This window comes from Bartonella sp. CL70QHWL (assembly GCF_042194855.1).
Lineage (GTDB): Bacteria > Pseudomonadota > Alphaproteobacteria > Rhizobiales > Rhizobiaceae > Bartonella.
On record NZ_JBHINJ010000008.1, the window covers coordinates 82,260 to 102,506 of the forward strand.

General features: G+C 38.4%; 14 protein-coding genes, 1 tRNA gene and 1 pseudogene. 2 read left to right on the top strand and 14 right to left on the bottom strand.

Annotated elements, in window-relative coordinates; all coding sequences use genetic code 11:
- Positions 1-6: 6 nt before the first annotated feature.
- Positions 7-378, bottom strand: a complete 372-nt coding sequence (gene clpS, locus ACFIJZ_RS05300) for an ATP-dependent Clp protease adapter ClpS (protein WP_273790742.1) — start codon at positions 376-378, stop codon at positions 7-9.
- 235 nt (positions 379-613) lie between these two features.
- On the opposite strand from clpS, the gene ACFIJZ_RS05305 reads away from it, so the two are divergent.
- A complete protein-coding gene (locus ACFIJZ_RS05305; RefSeq protein WP_375631238.1) occupies positions 614-1,963 on the top strand; it encodes a D-alanyl-D-alanine carboxypeptidase in 1,350 nt (449 codons plus the stop codon).
- Positions 1,964-1,995: 32 nt separating this feature from the next.
- Positions 1,996-2,274 (top strand): hypothetical protein, encoded by a 279-nt coding sequence (locus ACFIJZ_RS05310; protein WP_273790659.1) that lies wholly within the window; start codon positions 1,996-1,998, stop codon positions 2,272-2,274.
- A gap of 1,799 nt (positions 2,275-4,073) precedes the next feature.
- Here ACFIJZ_RS05310 and ACFIJZ_RS05315 read toward each other — a convergent pair.
- From ACFIJZ_RS05315 to ACFIJZ_RS05375, 13 genes and pseudogenes are all read right to left on the bottom strand, one after another.
- Complete coding sequence (locus tag ACFIJZ_RS05315) at positions 4,074-5,465, bottom strand: L-serine ammonia-lyase (RefSeq protein WP_375631239.1); 1,392 nt, start codon at positions 5,463-5,465, stop codon at positions 4,074-4,076.
- Between the two features lie 341 nt (positions 5,466-5,806).
- Positions 5,807-6,496, bottom strand: a complete 690-nt coding sequence (locus ACFIJZ_RS05320) for a nitroreductase (RefSeq protein ID WP_375631245.1) — start codon at positions 6,494-6,496, stop codon at positions 5,807-5,809.
- Between the two features lie 206 nt (positions 6,497-6,702).
- Positions 6,703-7,089: a MerR family DNA-binding transcriptional regulator gene (locus ACFIJZ_RS05325; RefSeq protein WP_375631240.1), complete on the bottom strand. Its 387-nt coding sequence runs from the start codon at positions 7,087-7,089 to the stop codon at positions 6,703-6,705.
- Between the two features lie 545 nt (positions 7,090-7,634).
- Positions 7,635-11,846 (bottom strand): DNA-directed RNA polymerase subunit beta', encoded by a 4,212-nt coding sequence (gene rpoC, locus ACFIJZ_RS05330; protein ID WP_375631241.1) that lies wholly within the window; start codon positions 11,844-11,846, stop codon positions 7,635-7,637.
- 172 nt (positions 11,847-12,018) lie between these two features.
- Positions 12,019-16,167 carry a DNA-directed RNA polymerase subunit beta gene (rpoB, locus tag ACFIJZ_RS05335; RefSeq protein WP_273790655.1) on the bottom strand — a complete coding sequence of 1,383 codons (4,149 nt, stop codon included), beginning with the start codon at positions 16,165-16,167 and terminating at the stop codon, positions 12,019-12,021.
- Between the two features lie 289 nt (positions 16,168-16,456).
- A complete protein-coding gene (gene rplL / locus ACFIJZ_RS05340) occupies positions 16,457-16,828 on the bottom strand; it encodes a 50S ribosomal protein L7/L12 (RefSeq protein ID WP_273790654.1) in 372 nt (123 codons plus the stop codon).
- Between the two features lie 101 nt (positions 16,829-16,929).
- Complete coding sequence (gene rplJ, locus ACFIJZ_RS05345; protein ID WP_012755027.1) at positions 16,930-17,448, bottom strand: 50S ribosomal protein L10; 519 nt, start codon at positions 17,446-17,448, stop codon at positions 16,930-16,932.
- 361 nt (positions 17,449-17,809) lie between these two features.
- Positions 17,810-18,514, bottom strand: a complete 705-nt coding sequence (rplA, locus tag ACFIJZ_RS05350) for a 50S ribosomal protein L1 (RefSeq protein ID WP_375631242.1) — start codon at positions 18,512-18,514, stop codon at positions 17,810-17,812.
- A 4-nt stretch (positions 18,515-18,518) separates the two neighbouring features.
- A complete protein-coding gene (rplK, locus tag ACFIJZ_RS05355) occupies positions 18,519-18,947 on the bottom strand; it encodes a 50S ribosomal protein L11 (protein WP_273723157.1) in 429 nt (142 codons plus the stop codon).
- Positions 18,948-19,096: 149 nt separating this feature from the next.
- Positions 19,097-19,627, bottom strand: a complete 531-nt coding sequence (nusG, locus tag ACFIJZ_RS05360; RefSeq protein WP_273790740.1) for a transcription termination/antitermination protein NusG — start codon at positions 19,625-19,627, stop codon at positions 19,097-19,099.
- A 20-nt stretch (positions 19,628-19,647) separates the two neighbouring features.
- Complete coding sequence (gene secE, locus ACFIJZ_RS05365; protein ID WP_273790652.1) at positions 19,648-19,860, bottom strand: preprotein translocase subunit SecE; 213 nt, start codon at positions 19,858-19,860, stop codon at positions 19,648-19,650.
- 200 nt (positions 19,861-20,060) lie between these two features.
- Positions 20,061-20,136, bottom strand: a tRNA-Trp gene (locus tag ACFIJZ_RS05370).
- Positions 20,137-20,182: 46 nt separating this feature from the next.
- Positions 20,183-20,247: pseudogene (locus ACFIJZ_RS05375) on the bottom strand (elongation factor Tu); the annotation flags it as partial.

A 20,247-nucleotide genomic window follows, 5' to 3' on the forward strand; every position in this document is an offset into this window, starting at 1 on the left:
AGCTCCTCACTTCCATTCCATTACACATTGTAACGGATGTTCATTTTGACGCGCACATTCTCTCACTTGTAATATTTTCATTTCAGCGACTTCATAAGTATAAGTCCCACATTCTCCTATCCCATTGTGATGAACATTTAACATTATCCGCGTTGCCTCTTCGAAACTTTTTTTAAAAAAGTTCTTCAAAACAAAAACAACAAAATCCATAGGTGTGTAATCATCATTAAGCAAAAAAACTCGACATAATTTAGGTTTTTCGAGTTTTTCTCTAGCCTTAGGCATTATAACCGCACCATGCCTACCTTCATCCCAATTCTTGCCCTTTTCATTATGCATAATATGAGCTATAGAGTTTATTATGAGCGTCTGTCCCATTATCGTTTTCCATGCAGCACATTTTTTATTAATTTTAAATTCTTTCATAACTATTGCAATACCTGTTTGTATTAGAAAAAAATTTCCCTCTATGGTTAGACTTCAATCACTCACTCATAAAATAACTTCTGTAAACAAATTAGTAATACCATTCGTCTAAATTGCATCAACAAATTACAGAAAAGGAAGCTTTATAGAAGTTTTTCAGGATAAATGGAGAAATAGGATACTGCAAGTGTATATTAATTATCAAAAAATTATGCGCTACTGTAAAACAATAGCAATTTCTTTTGTTGTGTTAGCTTTTTCTTACTGTTGGGCATCAGCCACACCTCAAGGCGCCTATCCTGATAAGTATGCAGCTATTGTTATAGATGCTACTACGGGAAAAACTCTATTTCAAGCCAATGCAACACTGAAACGTTATCCTGCTTCTTTAACAAAAATGATGACATTGTACTTACTCTTTGAAGCTATGCAGATGCGTCGTGTGACACCCAATACACCAATTCCTGTTTCACATTATGCAGCAATGCGTCCACCGACAAAAATTGGGTTTAAAGCAGGCCAAACAATTTCTGCAGAATCAGCAGCTAAAGCACTCATTACAAGATCTGCAAATGATGTTGCTGCTGCCATTGCAGAATATCTTGGAGGTAGTGAAAAAAAATTCGCTCAAATGATGACAGCAAAAGCTCATAAACTTGGCATGAAACATACACATTTCGCAAATGCTTCAGGACTTCCGGATGTGCGCAATTATTCTACAGCACGAGATATAGCGACTTTGTCCTTAGCTTTACGTAAACATTTTCCCAAACAATATAAATTGTTCAAAACAAAAAGTTTTAATTTCCGTGGACATAAAATTAACAGCCACAATAAACTTGTTAAAATAATGAAAGGTGTCGATGGAATTAAAACAGGATACACACAAATGTCAGGTTCTAATTTAGCAACTTCGATGCGTCTTGAGGGGCGCTCTATTGTCGCTGTTGTTATGGGAGGAAAATCATCTACTGCACGTGACGAGCATATGGCTAGCTTATTGAATCAATATTTGCCCAAAGCAAGCCAAATGAAAAGTGGTGAACGTTTAATAGCTTCTGTACGCTATCACTTACCCACTGGCGCCAATACTCCTATACCAACCATTAAAGATGATTTAAGTAATTTTGACGATGAAATTTCGACTATGTTGACAGCATTTGCAGAACAACCTAAAAACTCCAACATCGCAATAACGGCTGTAAATAAGGTAATTATACCAATACCGAACCCTCAAAAAACTATACCGGTTAAGACTCATAAAATTGTAACAGCCTCTTTGTCCGAAAATGCCGGATGGGCTATCCAAATAGGTTCTCTTCCTAGTGAAGAACAAGCAAAAACTCTACTTTTAAAAGCAAAAAATATAGCTTTTTCTACTTTAAAGCACGCATCTTCACATATGCAACTGTTTGAAAAAAATGGGCAGCGTTATTACCGGGCGCGCTTTACAGGGTTTCAATCAAAAAAAGCTGCATTTGATGCTTGTTCTACATTAAAGAAAGCAAATTTTAACTGCTATACTGTAGCCTACTAAAAAATTTTGAATTCTGCGTTAAGGATAGTATTATGACAGATAATGCTTTTGCTTCATTCCATAAAAAAGAAATTTTATTGAAGCAATCATCCCTCCTTTCATTGCGTTCTCTTCACGATGCTGCTGCAAAACTTACTGGTTTAAAATATAATTCGACTGCATTAGATACACAATCTCTTGTTAACCTTCTCATTTGCCAAACAATGCGCAACCGTCGTCTCATAATGCCTCCTGTACGCATTCATTTACGCGTTGCGAGCCAAACTGGTAATGTGCCTATTAAAATCCGTCTAGGAGCAACAAATATTTAATTCTACAGACCATCTCTAAAAAACTATTTTATTATTAACCATTATCTATAGCCTTAGAAAACCCTTTGATAAACATACTTTTTTCTTAAATTGTGGAATTGTTTTGACAGCTTTTCCAACTATCCAATATCTCCAAGCCTTCAATAAAACCATTGTTAAGAACATAAAAAACATCCAATATTTTTCCACTTTTGGATTTAATATAAAAAATTATCCTTGATATCTTTTTGGAAAAATGAATAGCTTCATTCGATGAAAGCTTATCATTTTAGGAATTATTCTAAACGTTCAATAAAGAAAGTCCCTCTTACTAATGCTCCCCTGACAACATAAACGCTGTAAAAAATAATCTCACTCCTCTTACTTGCATTTCTTTCAACAGACAAAGCAAATTGGAAAATAAAAATACTACCGATGAAAAAACGTAAAAGAAATTATCAGATTAAATATTATGATAACGATTTCCATAAGATTTTAATTTATAATTATAATTTATTTTTTGCATATTGAATAAGAGATTTTCGTAAAATTCTCTTATTTTCCTTCTTATATTGAATCAGTCAAAATCGTCCGCCTGCTCATCACGAGAAAGATTGGCATATAAACTATTTAAAAAAGGAATCAAATATCCCTTATGAATTATTTCAAGTACGAGGATCTTTTGTAACATTGAACGTTGAAAAAAGGATGATAGTGCTGGTTTTCTCCCTTTATAAATAAAGATGCTAATACTCTATAGATTTTATACCATTCATGGAATGACTTACATTATACTACTCATATTCAAGATGCTGATTTATAAAGATAATTCATTATTTTGCATGTTAGATGATAATCTCGAATATCGTAAGATTCTCTCATTTGAAACTTGTTTATGTTGAATTAATAAAAACCGTTCTCTTGCATGTTATGGGCGAGATTAGTGTGTGGCGTAAAACTGTACCCAAAATACTCAAAATACCTATAATGAACCATTTCAAATGCTAAGGGCTTTGATCCCTGTACGGGGGGGCTTGGCAAAGTGTGCAATCATGCCCAGCGTACTCTTTTTATTAAGCATAAAGATGGGACAGCTCAATGGATTTACCGTTATTATATCATTCACGGGTGCCATCGCGAAATGAGCTTAGGAGCATTGAGAGATATTTTTTAAACGAACTCACGAACAAGTAACACGATAATGTTCTATTGTGTGCATTCTATTCTCATGAAAATTTTTATAAATATTTCCTAATGTATACGTTATTATTTATTTTAATTTTTTTGTCGGTACAGAATTTATAAATAAAAAAGATATTCCCAATATATCTTTAATTATTGTAAATTAGTGTTTCTTTTCAAGATATTTTTTACCATATAGGTAGCAAAAAACTTCACTTTTAAAAAATTAAAATCTTTAAAAATCTCTCTTTATCATAATTATTCAGATTTAAAATAAATTTTCCTTGGATACTCAGGTATAATCTTCCATTACTTAAAAGATATGGCTATGGAAACTTTTTAAAACCATAAAACCCAGCTAAAAAATAATGGTAAATTGATCACTAATTTTACTTTACGCTTTTTTATTTTTTCCATTTTAGGACAAATCAAACATATATCAACAATACACTCTCTCCAAACTTGCATCAACAGCTACTATTCGTTAAGAAAGCACTGAGCCATCTCAAATTTATTTTAAGCATGCTGCTGAATTAATTTGGAGTTTTGATTTATAAGGAACAAAAAACATAAGCTTTATCAGGAAATACGATTCTTCTCCAAAACGTCCAGTTATGGATTGAAAAATGTTCTAGCTCTTAACAAGATATTGCATTGACTGCAAGACCACCTTTACTTGTCTCTTTATAGCGTTCACTCATATCATGACCAGTCTGGCGCATTGTTTCTATACAAGCATCAAGAGAAACAAAATGATCTCCATTACCATATAATGCAAGAGAAGAAGCCGTTACCGCCTTAACAGCTCCCATTGCATTACGCTCAATACAAGGAACTTGTACAAGACCTGCAACAGGATCACATGTCATTCCCAAATGATGTTCAAGCGCAATTTCTGCCGCATTTTCAATTTGAGCTGGTGTTCCACCTAATGCTGCGGTCAACCCTGCTGCGGCCATTGAAGATGCCGTTCCAACTTCACCTTGACACCCAACTTCTGCACCAGAAATAGAGGCATTATGTTTGATAACACCGCCTATAGCTGCTGCCGTTAATAGAAAATTATGTATTCCCTCTCGATCTGAATCATCATTAAATTGAAGATAATAACGCAAAACGGCTGGGACAACACCAGCTGCGCCATTTGTTGGTGCTGTAACAACACGACCACCTGCTGCATTTTCCTCATTGACTGCTATAGCATATACCGAAAGCCAATCATTTGCCCAAAGTGGATAATTGTGATTTTTCCTTTGATTTTCCAAAAGCGTTTCATGCAGCTTTTTAGCACGCCTTAGAACACGCAATCCACCAGGCAACTCACCTTCTTGTGAAAGACCTCTATCAATGCAATTTGTCATCGCTGAAAAAATTTCATCAAGCCCTACATCAAGAGAAGAACGCTCTATCTTTGTTTCTTCATTTAAGCGCTTCATTTCAGCAATTGAAAGTCCTGATTTTTCTGCCATTGATAACATTGTACAAGCAGAATCGAATGGATATGGTACCTCAAATGCTTCTGGTTGTATATTATCATTCATATGGCTTAATTCATCCTCAGTCACAACAAAGCCACCACCGATAGAATAATAAATCTGCCGCAACAGAACATTCCCATCAGTATTAAGTCCTTCAAAGGCTAGTCCATTTGTATGTCCAGGGAGGATTTGCTTTCGTTCAAAAATAAGATCACATTGCACATCAAACTGATAAGCGGGATGGCCTTCTGGTTGCACTTTTTTTTCACGTATAACTTTTTCTAACAGAAACCCCATGCTATCAGGATCAACAGTAGAAGCTTTTTCTCCTAAAAGTCCTAATATGATAGCCCTATCTGTTGCATGACCAATACCCGTGAAAGCTAAAGAACCATAAAGATAAACACGTATACGAGAAACTTGAATATCAGACGACTGAGAAAAATCTCCTATCTTTTGCAAAAACATATTAGCAGCTGTCATCGGTCCCATCGTATGTGAGCTAGAAGGACCAATCCCAATTTTAAAAAGTTCAAAAACAGATAGAAACACGTATCACCTCAAAACTATAGTACAGCTTGAGCATATATGCTTTTTCATAACGTTTCTCCCGTTTAAAATCAAATTGCGAGATAAACTAAAAAAATAACAGCAATAAACACGAATGTCGCTCGTCTTGCTACCACCCAACACTTTCTTTCTATAGTGTTTTCCATTAGCCAACCTTCAAAACGGGCAATGCCCCTAGAGTCACCACTCCTAATGTTCCAAGCGTAGTAAAATAAGTGTTAATATGCAATATTAAAATTCAATAAGGATGAGAAATCTTATCGGAAATATTTTTCATAATGCACTAAGTTCTTCAAAACGTATGCTTAATTGTATGAAATATTTTATGGGTATGTTTCAATGAAACGTACAAAGTTTTCTAACGATTCTCGTTCTGTCTCAAACTTGTTTTCTGGAGCACTCATATCGCGATAACCAAGTGCCATACCACAGATAATATGGCGATCAGAAGGAATAGATAAAAGCGTACGAATCTGTTTATGATAATCAGCAAAAGCAGCTTGAGGACAGGTATCTAATCCAAATCCACGTGCAGCTAACATAATGGTCTGCATAAACATACCCAAATCAAGCCAACTCCCCATTTCCATGTCGTGATCCATTGTAAATAAGAGTCCTACAGGTGCATCAAAAAATAAAAAATTTCGCGCCTTTTGATGAAGTATTTTTTCTTTATCTCCTTTTTGAATTCCAAGACTCTGATAAAGATCCAAACCAACTTTTCGACGCCTTGAAATATAAGGCTCACGCCACTGACGTGGATAATAACTATATTCACGCTCTCCTTTTACACCTGAAAGCACAAGTTGTGAAAGCTCTTGCCCTACTTTCTGTAATACACTTCCTGTAAGCACAATCACTTGCCATGGCTGAATATTTGTTCCAGATGGTGCACGTGCTGCAAGTTTTAAGATTTCTTTGATTGTTTCCAAACTAACTGGCTGATCAGTAAAAGCGCGAATTGACTTTCGTGACAAAATAGATTGAAAAACACTCATAGGAGAAACTGTCATTGTTTTTACTTTCTTTATGAAAAATAATTTTTTCTTATCAAGGACAATATACTGCGAAAATACCTTTGCAGCTTTTTCAAACACTCTATTTCTTTAAATGACTTACACATTTCACGCAGTGTTAAATATCCCCCTTAGAGATAGTATAACCTATCCCTTTTAAGAGAAAGAAAATTGTCTAAAAGTAGACAAAATAAATTTTATAATCAATGACTAACCCCCAACTCCGCTAAGCTCTCAAAAAAACTCTCCTCAATTCTTTCTAAATCCTGTAGAAGATCATCAACATCATGCTGCATCTGCTTTAAATCAGCTCGTTTTTTATGAATTCCTGCAATTAATTTCTTAAGCTTTTTCTCATCATCTGGTGGTTTTCCAACTATTGTCAACATATCAGATATTTCAGACAACGAAAATTTAACTCTTTTAGCACGCAGTATTTGCTTTAACTTATGACGATCCGTTTGTGTATAAAGCCGTGTACTTCCACGCCGAAAAGGACTAAGAAGTCCCTCTTCTTCATAATAACGCAAAGTTCGAGCTGTTATTGAAAACTCACGTGTTAATTTTCCAATTGAATAATATTCGTACATTTTATCATTCTGTCTGCATAGATCACATTGTTATAAGAAATGTGTCTATTTTTTATAAAAAACTTAGTAAGCACCCTAATCTCTACTTTCCTGCATTCTAATTTATAAGAAAATACATTCTTATCATACAAGCATTGTATAGTAGAGAATCAATTATTTTTTAGATTACAGAAAAGACTATTGACCTTTCATGATAAGTCCTTTTAAATCTTTATAGAAGATATCAATCAAAAATTTTCCTAAAATTCAAAATCAATCATTATTTGATTTGTAGATAATCACTCTTTTCCTTGAATATGGCTTTTGAGTTTTACATATTTTGGAAAAATTCTATACTGCTTTTAGAAATTAAGAAACTTTAAAATAAAGTAACAAAAAAGATAAACATCATTACAAAATAATAAGCTACTAAAGACGTTCCAAATAACTGTCGCCTTATAATTTTTGACATTTTCAAGAAAATACGCAACTTCTGCATTTTGAGATAAAAAAACGTCTGAACTTTCTATTCAGACGTTTTTATATTATGTGATGTTGTATTTAAATTATTCAGCAACGGCCCCAGTTGTCATATTTGTCAACATAGCCTTAGCCACTTCGTTATTACTAGACTTACGCTGCTCATCTACAATCAAATCATCACGAACCGCAGCAATACGACGGATTTGAGAAATCGTACCACCTGTACCTGCTGGAATAAGACGACCGACAATAACGTTCTCTTTAAGTCCTTGCAAAGTATCAATTTTACCAGAAACTGCTGCTTCAGTAAGAACACGTGTTGTTTCCTGAAACGATGCCGCCGAAATGAAAGAAGGCGTTTGAAGAGAAGCTTTTGTAATTCCAAGAAGAATGGGATTACCAGATGCTGGTTTCTTCCCTTCTGCAATCAAATTATCATTGATTTCATCAAGTTCAATACGATCAACATTATCACCTGGAATATAACCAGAATCTCCAGATTCAGTAATTTCAACTTTTTGCAACATTTGACGAACAATCACTTCAATGTGCTTATCATTAATAAGAACTCCCTGTAAACGATAAACCTCCTGAATCTCATTAACAAGATAAGATGCCAAAGCTTCAACCCCCTTAATTGCCAAAATATCATGAGGTACTGGATTACCATCAAGGATATAATCTCCCTTTTCAATTTGATCGCCTTCTTGGAAGTGAAACAACTTACCTTTTGGAATCAAATATTCTACTGCCTCAAGAGTTTCATCATTTGGTTCAATAATGATACGACGTTTATTCTTATAACCACGGCCGAATCGAATCGTGCCACTTACTTCAGCAATAATCGCATGATCCTTTGGACGACGCGCTTCAAAAAGCTCAGCCACACGTGGTAAACCACCCGTAATATCTTTCGTCTTGGCACTTTCCATTGGCAAACGAGCAATAACATCACCAGCCTTAACATGAGCACCAAGCTCAACAGAAAGAATAGTTTCCACTGACATCATATAACGGGCTTCACCTCCCTTATACAATTTAGCAATGGATTCACCTTCTTTATCTGTGTGAATAATAATGGCTGGTTTAAGATCCGCACCACGTGGATTAGCGCGCCAATCAATCACTAAACGCTTCGTAATACCCGTAGATTCATCAGCTGTTTCAGTGACAGATAAACCATCAATCATATCTTCAAACCCCACATAACCTTCAACTTCCGTTAAAATTGGACGTGTATAAGGATCCCATTCTGCTATACGTTGGCCACGTTTAACCACATCACCATCATCAACAAAAATATGAGCACCATAGCTAACACGATGTACAACGCGCTCTTTTCCTAACTCATCCTTAATAAGGATAGCCATATTACGCCCCATAACAACCAATTGGCCTTCAGAGTTACGAACCACATTACGATTACGAATCTCCACCTTACCTTCATAAGATGCCTCTAAATACGATGAATCAACAACCTGCGCAGTTCCTCCTAAGTGGAAAGTACGCATAGTAAGCTGTGTTCCCGGCTCACCAATGGATTGAGCAGCAATAACACCAACGGCTTCTCCCTGATTAACAGGTGTTCCACGCGCCAAATCACGACCATAGCATTTTGCACAAACACCAAGACGTGTTTCACATGTTAAAGCAGAGCGAATTTGAACAGATTGAATCCCAGCTGCTTCAATCTTCGCAACATCAGCTTCCTCAATCATTGCTCCACCTTCAAGGATAACCTCTCCAGAGACAGGATGTAGAATATCAACAAGCGCTGTACGACCAAGAATTCTTTGCCCAATGGAGGCAACAATTTGTCCTGCATCAACAATCGGCTGCATGGTAAGCCCTTTTGCGGTACCACAATCAACTGCTGAAATAATAGCATCCTGTGCAACATCAACAAGACGCCGTGTTAAATAACCAGAGTTCGCCGTCTTTAACGCAGTATCAGCAAGTCCTTTACGTGCACCATGCGTGGAATTGAAGTACTCATTAACAGTTAGACCTTCTTTAAAATTTGAAATAATAGGCGTTTCAATAATTTCACCCGATGGTTTTGCCATTAATCCACGCATACCGGCCAATTGTCTCATCTGGTTAGCAGAACCACGAGCACCAGAGTGCGACATCATATAGATCGAATTCATCGGCCGTTGACGACCTGTTTTAGGATCAAAATCGACGGCTTGAATACGTTTCATCATTTCATCTGCAACGCGATCTGTACATTTACCCCAAGCATCTACAACCTTATTGTATTTTTCACCTTGTGTAATCAAACCATCATTATATTGCTGTTCGTACTCCTTAGCCAAAGCTTCTGTTTCTGCAACTAAACGAGACTTACTATCAGGAATAACCATATCATCCTTACCGAATGAAATTCCTGCACGACAAGCATAAGAAAAGCCAAGCTGCATAATACGGTCACAAAAAATAACCGTCTCTTTTTGTCCACAGTGCCGATAAACATGATCAATCATTTTAGAAATATTCTTTTTCGTCATCTCTTGATTGACAATATCAAATGAGATATCCGCACTTCTTGGCAAAAGCTCACCGATAATCAAACGACCAGGTGTCGTATCATAAAGTTTAGAAACTTCTTTTCCATCCTTCCCAATATTCTTAACACGGCCTTTAATCTTCGTATGAAGCGTTACAACCTTATTTTCCAAGGCATAATGAAGCTCACCTATATCAGAAAAGGCCATTCCTTCACCTGGTTCTTTTTCAGAAACAATTGAAAGATAATAAAGACCAAGAACCATATCCTGTGAGGGAACAATAATGGGAGCACCATTGGCCGGATGAAGAATATTATTGGTGGACATCATCAAAACACGGGCTTCAAGCTGTGCTTCAAGAGAAAGCGGAACGTGAACCGCCATCTGATCACCATCAAAATCTGCATTAAAAGCAGTACACACCAGTGGATGAAGTTGAATAGCTTTGCCTTCAATTAAGATAGGTTCAAAAGCCTGAATCCCCAAACGGTGCAATGTTGGCGCACGGTTGAGTAAAACAGGGTGTTCACGAATAACCTCATCCAAGATATCCCAAACTTCTGGATGTTCTTTTTCAACAAGCTTCTTTGCCTGCTTTACCGTTGATGAATAGCCTTTTGCATCAAGCCGCGCATAAATAAAAGGCTTAAATAATTCAAGAGCCATTTTTTTAGGAAGACCACATTGATGCAATTTTAATTCAGGACCCGTCACGATAACAGAACGCCCCGAGTAATCAACTCGCTTCCCAAGTAAGTTCTGACGAAACCGTCCTTGCTTGCCCTTCAACATATCTGATAGAGACTTGAGAGGACGTTTATTGGCTCCAGTAATCACACGCCCACGCCGTCCATTATCAAACAATGCATCAACAGCTTCTTGTACCATACGCTTTTCATTGCGCACGATAATTCCAGGAGCACGCAATTCAATCAGCCGTTTCAAGCGGTTATTACGATTAATAACACGCCGATAAAGATCATTCAGATCTGATGTCGCAAAACGCCCACCATCAAGCGGAACCAATGGACGCAAATCCGGTGGAATAACCGGAATTGTTTTCATTATCATCCACTCTGGCTTATTTCCAGATTCAAGAAAATTTTCAACGATTTTAAGTCGTTTAATCAATTTTTTCTGCTTTAACTCTGAAGTTGTTTCAGCTAATTCGAGACGCAAATCATTAGCGATTTTATCTAACTCCATACTAGCTAAAAGCTCGTAAATAGCTTCAGCGCCAATCATAGCTGTAAATTGATCTTCTCCGAACTCATCAATAGCAAGCATATATTCTTCTTCAGAAAGAAGCTGATGGAGCTTAAGAGATGTCAACCCTGGTTCGGTTACAATATAATTCTCAAAATAAAGAACCCGCTCAATATCTTTTAAAGTTAAATCTAAAAGTGTAGAAATACGACCTGGTAATGATTTAAGAAACCATATATGTGCAACAGGTGCCGCAAGTTCAATATGCCCCATACGCTCACGACGTACGCGCGAAAGAGTAACCTCTACACCGCATTTTTCACAAATAATGCCCTTATACTTCATGCGTTTATATTTGCCACATAGACACTCATAGTCCTTAATAGGGCCAAATATACGTGCACAAAAAAGACCATCACGTTCTGGTTTAAAAGTCCGATAATTAATAGTCTCAGGCTTCTTAATCTCACCATACGACCAGGACAAAATTTTCTCAGGACTCGCAATAGAAATACGAATAGAGTCAAATGTCTGCGCTGGCGCTTGAGGATTGAAAAGATTCATGACCTCGTGGTTCATGCTGTTCTCCTTCAAAGATTCTTAGAACCTGTTGTAATATCTCATTTATTTTATAACAGATCTTCTTTAAAAGACATTTACTTTTAAAAACGACCTGTATAGCCTTAATAAGGTTATTGAGCCTCTTAAAGTAATAAGAGCGCAGCCTTTTTCCAGTGCGCTCCTTGAATTATTACTCTGCCGTATCAGACAATGCCCGCTGTGCAATAAGTTCACGCGCATCATCAAGCTCCACATTAAGAGCAAGTGAGCGCATTTCTTTTACCAACACATTAAAGCTTTCGGGTATCCCTGCCTCAAATGTATCATCACCACGCACAATTGCCTCATAGACTTTTGTCCGCCCAGCCACATCATCTGATTTTACTGTTAGCATCTCCTGCAAAGTGTATGCAGCACCATAAGCTTCAAGTGCCCATACCTCCATTTCACCAAAACGCTGACCACCAAACTGTGCCTTACCTCCTAATGGCTGCTGCGTCACAAGTGAATAGGGACCTATAGAACGTGCATGAATCTTATCATCAACAAGGTGATGCAATTTCAACATGTAAATATATCCCACCGTTACTGGACGATCAAAAGGCTCCCCAGTACGACCATCATAAAGCGTAACCTGCCCTGAACTATCTAAGCCTGCGTCTTCCAGCATCATGTTAATATCAGACTCATGTGCTCCATCAAAAACAGGCGTTGCAATTGAAACCCCTTTTTTCATCTGTAATGCCAATTTGTAGAGGCTTTCATTATCATACTGACGGACTGGTTCATTATGATTATCATCAGGCATAAGATTTTCAATACGCTGACGCAGCGGCAATATATCCCCAGTCTCTTGATACAACTCTAACAAATCACCAATCTTCTTGCCCATCCCCGCACATGCCCAACCAAGGTGCGTCTCAAGAATTTGTCCAACATTCATACGACTAGGCACACCAAGCGGATTCAAGACGATATCAGCATGGGTCCCATCTTCAAGAAATGGCATATCTTCTACGGGAAGAATACGTGAAACAACACCCTTATTTCCGTGACGTCCCGCCATCTTATCACCTGGTTGGATTTTGCGCTTCACAGCCACAAAAACCTTCACCATTTTCATGACACCAGGAGGCATTTCATCACCTCTTTGGACCTTTTCAACTTTATCCATAAAGCGACGTTGTAATGCTTCCTTTGATTCATCATATTGCTTGCGCAAAGCTTCAATTTCATTTTGAAGTTTTTCATCCTCAACAGCAAATTGCCACCACTGGGATCGTGGATAATGCCCCATCACTGTACTATCAAGCTTTTTGCTGCCCGAAAAGCCTTTCGGACCTTCTACAGCAACTTTACCTGTCAACATATCGGTGAGGCGCGAATAAACATTGCGATCAAGAATAGACTGTTCATCATCACGGTCTTTTGCTAAACGCTCAATTTCTTCACGCTCAATTGCCATCGCACGTTCATCTTTTTCCACGCCATGGCGATTAAAAACGCGAACTTCAACAACAGTACCAAAAGTCCCAGGAGGCATACGCATAGAAGTATCACGAACATCGGATGCCTTTTCCCCAAAAATCGCACGCAGAAGCTTTTCTTCCGGCGTCATGGGACTTTCACCTTTTGGTGTAATCTTTCCAACTAAAATATCACCCGGTTGAACTTCAGCACCAATATAAATAATGCCAGCTTCATCAAGATTTCTTAACGCTTCTTCCGCAACATTAGGAATGTCGCGCGTAATTTCCTCAGGCCCAAGTTTTGTATCGCGTGCCGCAACTTCAAATTCCTCAATATGAATTGAAGTAAACACATCATCAGCAACAATGCGCTCGGATAACAAAATAGAATCTTCATAATTGTATCCATTCCAAGGCATAAAGGCTACGAGAACATTCCGCCCAAGAGCCAAATCACCAAGATCCGTGGATGGACCATCTGCAATGATATCACCTTTTTCTACCCTATCACCAACATTTACAAGAGGACGCTGATTAATACAAGTGGACTGATTAGAACGCTGAAATTTCTGTAAGCGGTAAATATCAACGCCTGATTTTGAAGGATCTAAATCTTCTGTTGCACGGATAACAATACGGGTAGCATCAACTTGATCAACAACACCACTACGTTTTGCACTCACAGCAGCTCCTGAATCGCGCGCAACTATGGATTCCATTCCCGTCCCAACAAATGGTGCTTCAGCGCGTACAAGAGGAACTGCCTGACGCTGCATGTTTGATCCCATAAGTGCACGATTCGCATCATCATTTTCCAAAAAAGGAATAAGCGCTGCTGCAACTGAAACCAACTGTTTTGGTGAAACATCCATCAAATCAACATGATCACGCGGCGCCATTAAAACTTCACCAGCATGACGGCAAACAACAAACTCTTCTATAAAACGACCTTCGCTATCTAATGAAGAATTAGCCTGAGCGACATAATGCTTTGCTTCTTCCATCGCTGAAAGATAAATAACTTCTTTTGTAACTTTTCCATCAATAATTTTTCGATATGGACTTTCAATAAAGCCATATTTGTTAACTCGCGCAAATGTTGCTAAGGAGTTGATTAGACCAATATTAGGGCCTTCTGGTGTTTCAATCGGACAAATACGACCATAATGCGTAGGATGTACGTCACGGACTTCAAAACCCGCACGTTCACGAGTCAAACCGCCTGGACCAAGAGCAGAAAGACGACGCTTATGGGTAATTTCCGACAATGGATTGGTTTGATCCATAAACTGCGACAATTGTGAAGACCCAAAAAACTCACGAACTGCTGCTGCAGCAGGCTTTGCATTGATCAAATCCTGTGGCATAACTGTATCAATTTCAACCGATGACATACGCTCTTTTATCGCACGCTCCATACGAAGAAGACCAATGCGATATTGATTTTCCATCAACTCCCCAACGGAACGAACGCGACGGTTGCCAAGATTATCAATATCATCAATTTCACCACGTCCATCACGCAATTCAACCAACATCTTAACAACAGCAAGAATATCCTCTTGGCGTAAAATGCGAACTGTGTCTGGACAATCAAGATCCATACGCAAATTCATCTTAACACGCCCAACAGCAGAAAGATCATAACGCTCTGGATCAAAAAACAATGAATGGAACATTGCTTCTGCTGTATCGATTGTTGGAGGCTCACCTGGACGCATTACTCGGTAAATATCAAATAACGCATCCTGCCGACTTTCATTTTTATCCACCTTCAAAGTATTGCGGATGTAAGCGCCAATATTCATGTGATCAATATCAAGAATATTGATTTGATCAGCACTAACATCAAGCAAAATTTTTAATACTTTTTCGTCAATTTCATCACCAGCCTCAAGGTAGATTTCACCTGTTTCGTAATTGACGATATCTTCAGCTAGATAACAACCTAATAAATCATCTTCACTAACTTTAACCGCTTTAAGTCCTTTTTCTGCCAAAGACTTCGCAGTACGAACTGTTAATTTTTTACCAGCCTCCGCAACGACTTCACCACTATCTGCATCTATAAGGTCAGAAATGAGCTTCATTCCTTTAAAGCGATCAACAGAATAAGGAACTCGCCATCCTTCTCCATCACGCTCATAAGTCACTTTATCATAAAACGTTGATAAAATATCTGACGCATCCATACCTAATGCCATCAAAAGACTTGTAACAGGAATTTTGCGCCGTCGATCAATACGCGCATAAACGATGTCCTTAGCATCAAACTCAATATCAAGCCAAGAACCACGATACGGAATAACACGAGCAGCAAAAAGAAGCTTTCCTGATGAATGGGACTTTCCTTTATCATGGTCAAAAAAGACACCAGGAGAACGATGCATCTGAGAAACAATAACACGCTCCGTACCATTAACAACAAAGGTACCATTCGTCGTCATTAAAGGCATATCGCCCATATAAACGCCTTGCTCTTTAATGTCTTTGATATCTTTGGAGCCAGTATCCTCATCAACATCAAAAACAATCAAACGCAATATGACCTTTAATGGGGCAGCATAAGTTAAATCACGTTGACGGCACTCTTCAACATCAAATTTTGGTAAATCAAATTCATAACCTACAAACTCAAGCATAGCTGTACCGGAAAAATCTGAAATAGGAAAAACAGATTTAAAAACAGCTTGCAAACCTTCATCTGGTCGTCCACCTTTCGGTTCCTCAACCATGAGAAACTGATCGTATGACGCTTTTTGAACCTCAATAAGATTCGGCATTTCTGCTACTTCAGGAATCTTACCAAAAAATTTGCGTACGCGCTTACGACCATTGAATTGAGACATCATTGCGTGAGTCTGAGCCATCGTCGCTCCTTGATCTTTACTCTTCAAGGTAGACCAACCTTGAAAGCCTTATATCATTAACCTGCATATGCAGACCAGTTCACTTGACACTCAATAATGAGCATCATTAACTTTCCCCACCAACATAAGCCATTTATCTCTTTGACTCTATGATGAAGGAGTAAGTAATCTAAACCTATCCCATTCCTGTTACGAAACCATTAGGAAAAGGTTTTTTACTCATTATTTTCCCTCTTTGTATTAAGAGAAAGAAATCGGCGAACATAAATGCCCGCCGATAAAATTAAATTTACTTAAGTTCCACTTTAGCACCAGCAGCTTCAAGTTGAGATTTAATTTTTTCTGCTTCTTCTTTAGAAGCAGCCTCTTTAATAGGCTTAGGTGCACCTTCAACCAGATCTTTAGCTTCTTTAAGACCAAGTCCAGTAAGAGCACGAACTTCCTTAATAACATTAATTTTTTGTGCGCCACCTTCAACAAGAATAACATCAAATTCTGTTTTTTCTTCAGCAGCTGGAGCAGCAGCACCAGCAACAGCAGCGACAGCTACAGGAGCAGCAGCCGAAACTCCCCACTTTTCTTCAAGTAACTTAGAAAGCTCAGCGGCTTCCAAAAGGGTTAGATTAGAAAGGTCTTCTACGATCTTCTCTAGATCAGCCATTTTTAAATTCCTTCAATTAAAAGATTTGAACCATTATTAAATTTTATCCAAAAAAACAGAAAAGCATTAAAGCTCTTCCATAAACGTGAATACAAACAGCCTTAAGCCGCCTTATCCTCCTGAGCATATGCTCCAATGACACGTGCAACCTGACCAGCAGGGGCATTAACAACCTGTGCAATACGGGTCGCAGGGGTAGAAATCATACCCACAAGTTTTGCACGCAACTCGTTTAATGAAGGCAATGAAGCCAATGACTTCACAGCATCTACAGTTAAACTTGTTGCACCCATTGAACCGCCAAGTATGACAAATTTGTCATTGCTTTTCGCAAAATCAACAGCAACTTTCGGTGCTGTGATTGGATCTTCTGAATAAGCAATAAGTGTTTGTCCAGTAAACAAACCCACTATCGATTCAGATTCCGTGCCCTGAAGAGCGATTTTAGCAAGACGGTTTTTGGCGACTTTAACGGCACCGCCAGCTTCACCCATTTTCGAACGCAGATCATTCATCTGTGAAACTGTCAGACCGGAATAATGTGCAACAACAACAGAACCAGACTTCCGAAAAGCCTCGTTAAGCCATGTAACAAATTCGCGTTTTTCCGCTCTATTCACTGTCTCTCTCCATTTAACAGATTTACTTAAAACAAACCTGTTGGTTACCTTTGATAACATAAAATACTTCATGTCACCGATGAGGATCCTGTCCCCTTTTTCACGCACAGCGTTCAAAGGCAACCTTGGCTCAAACCCTTTAAGTCTTTTAACTCTCAGTTTTTACCCCAGTCTCATGCAGGTTTTTTTTGATTAAGATACTTAAAAGTATCACCTACAATCTCGGACAGGATATTCCGGAATTTCTCCCGGCACAACCTAAGCCCTATAAAGCTTAGATAGCTAAATGCTGATCAAAACCAGCACTTTAAAATACAATTTTGATATTCCCATACCCCAAAAAACAAAATCATAAATCAGCTTACATTAACTCTGAACGAACCGTTGCTGGATCAACTTTAACACCAACTCCCATAGTCGACGAAACAGCAACGCGTTTAATATATTCACCTTTTGCACCTTGCGGTTTAGCTTTAATAACTGCACTTGCAAAGGCTTTTATATTTTCTACGATTTTTTCAACACCAAAAGAAGCCTTACCAATACCAGCATGCACAATACCAGCTTTTTCCACACGAAACTCAACAGCACCACCTTTAGAAGCTTTGACAGCACCGGCGATATCAAGTGTTACAGTACCAACCTTCGGATTTGGCATCAAACTCCGTGGACCAAGAATCTTACCAAGACGACCAACAAGAGGCATCATGTCTGGCGTTGCAATACAACGATCAAAGTCTATAGTCCCTCTATTAACGCTTTCAAATAAATCTTCGGCACCCACAATATCAGCTCCTGCCGCCTTAGCTTCCTCAGCCTTATCCCCACGAGCAAAAACGGCAACACGAATATTTCTCCCTGTCCCATTAGGCAAATGAGCAACGCCTCGAACCATTTGATCAGCATGACGCGGATCAACACCCAAGTTCATTGAAATTTCGATTGTTTCATCAAACTTAGCAACAGCACGCTCCTTAACCATTGAAACGGCATCTTTTAAAGCGTAAAGTTCATTAAAATCAATATCTTTTCGGATATTTTTTATTCTTTTTGCTACTTTTGCCATAATATTAGCCCACCACTTCCAAGCCCATCGAGCGAGCAGAACCTTCAACCATACGCATTGCTGCCTCAATGTCATTCGCATTAAGATCTTTCATCTTTGATTCCGCAATCGAACGAATTTTATCGCGAGAAATGCTTCCTACAGACACTTTACCAGGCTCTTTTGAGCCAGATTTCAGGTTTGCTTCCTTCTTTAAAAAGAATGATACAGGAGGCGTCTTGAGAGAAAATGTGAAAGACTTATCTTGATAATACGTAATAACAACTGGAATCGGCGCTCCCTTTTCCATTTCTTGTGTAGCTGCATTAAACGCCTTACAAAACTCCATGATATTAATACCACGCTGCCCAAGAGCTGGACCAATCGGTGGAGATGGAGTAGCAGCTCCTGCAGGAACCTGCAACTTAAGCTGACCTATACTTTTTTTTGCCATAACAATCTGCCTTTAATTTCACTGGTATACTGACAATTCACCTTGCCCGTTACCCGCTGCAGTCACGTGGTTCGGATCATTAAGCCGACAAAAGCTATAAATCACCTCCCACTCCTTCCTTAAAGTAATTAAAACTACTCTAAGTTTAATCAGAGTTTTTCAACCTGACCAAATTCCAAATCAACAGGCGTAGGACGCCCAAAAATAAGCACTTCAACCTTAAGACGAGAGCGCTCTTCTTCAACCTCTTGAACAATTCCATTAAACGAAACAAAAGGACCATCAGCAACGCGAACTTGCTCTCCAACTTCAAACAATACAGAGGACTTTGGAGACTCAACCCTTTCCTGAACTTGTTTGAGAATTTGCTCAACCTCTCGATCAGAAATAGGAACAGGACGCGCATCCGATCCTAAAAAACCTGTCACTTTAGGCGTATTCTTAATAAGATGATAAACTTCATCTGTTAACTCAGCACGAACAAGAACATAACCAGGAAAAAACTTTCGCTCAGTATCAACTTTGCGTCCACGACGAACCTCTACAACACGCTCTGTTGGAACAAAAATCTTTTCAAAAAGATGATCAAGTCCCTTTTGCTTTGCCTCCTTATCAATAGCTTCCGCTACTTTCTTTTCAAAATTTGAATATGCCTGAACAATATACCAACGAGCTGCCACAGTCACACTTCCTTACATTCTCAACTAAAAAGATATTTCAGAAGATCAATAACCCGCCAAACACCAAAATGCATAACCTGATCCACAATAAAAAAGAAAGCTGAAGCCAATGCAGTTACCAACAAAACCATAATAGTAGAAATAACCGTCTCACGACGTGTAGGCCATTTCACTTTAATTGTTTCTGCATAAACCTGCTTCAAAAAGGTAATCGGATTGGTTTTAGATGCCATCGTCACACTATACTCTCTCTAGTCCTATTGTGTTTTATAGAACAAAATAAACAGGAAAAAATGCAAAAGCCAACTTTCAGACTTATGCAATTTCCTTACTTTCTATTCAATACCGTTTCACACACAAAAAAACAAGCCCCATATCAAAAAAAGCGAAAAAGGCAGCAAAATCCACTCCCTTATATGTAAAATCCCCCCTTTGGCAGGGGCAGCAGGACTTGAACCCGCGACCTGCGGTTTTGGAGACCGCCGCTCTACCAACTGAGCTATACCCCTAACTCTCAAAACTAAAACACTTTTAACACCCTTTAACAAGCATTATTTATTCAATGATCTTAGAGACGATACCGGCACCAACAGTACGACCACCTTCACGAATAGCAAAAC

Excerpts from the sequence above, each read along its gene's own strand:
- rpoC (WP_375631241.1), bottom strand. The coding sequence starts at position 11,846 with ATGAACCACGAGGTCATGAATCTTTTCAATCCTCAAGCGCCAGCGCAG.
- ACFIJZ_RS05320 (WP_375631245.1), bottom strand. The coding sequence starts at position 6,496 with ATGACAGTTTCTCCTATGAGTGTTTTTCAATCTATTTTGTCACGAAAG.
- clpS (WP_273790742.1), bottom strand. The coding sequence starts at position 378 with ATGGGACAGACGCTCATAATAAACTCTATAGCTCATATTATGCATAAT.
- ACFIJZ_RS05325 (WP_375631240.1), bottom strand. The coding sequence starts at position 7,089 with ATGTACGAATATTATTCAATTGGAAAATTAACACGTGAGTTTTCAATA.
- rplK (WP_273723157.1), bottom strand. The coding sequence starts at position 18,947 with ATGGCAAAAAAAAGTATAGGTCAGCTTAAGTTGCAGGTTCCTGCAGGA.
- rplA (WP_375631242.1), bottom strand. The coding sequence starts at position 18,514 with ATGGCAAAAGTAGCAAAAAGAATAAAAAATATCCGAAAAGATATTGAT.
- ACFIJZ_RS05310 (WP_273790659.1), top strand. The coding sequence starts at position 1,996 with ATGACAGATAATGCTTTTGCTTCATTCCATAAAAAAGAAATTTTATTG.
- rpoB (WP_273790655.1), bottom strand. The coding sequence starts at position 16,167 with ATGGCTCAGACTCACGCAATGATGTCTCAATTCAATGGTCGTAAGCGC.
- secE (WP_273790652.1), bottom strand. The coding sequence starts at position 19,860 with ATGGCATCTAAAACCAATCCGATTACCTTTTTGAAGCAGGTTTATGCA.
- rplL (WP_273790654.1), bottom strand. The coding sequence starts at position 16,828 with ATGGCTGATCTAGAGAAGATCGTAGAAGACCTTTCTAATCTAACCCTT.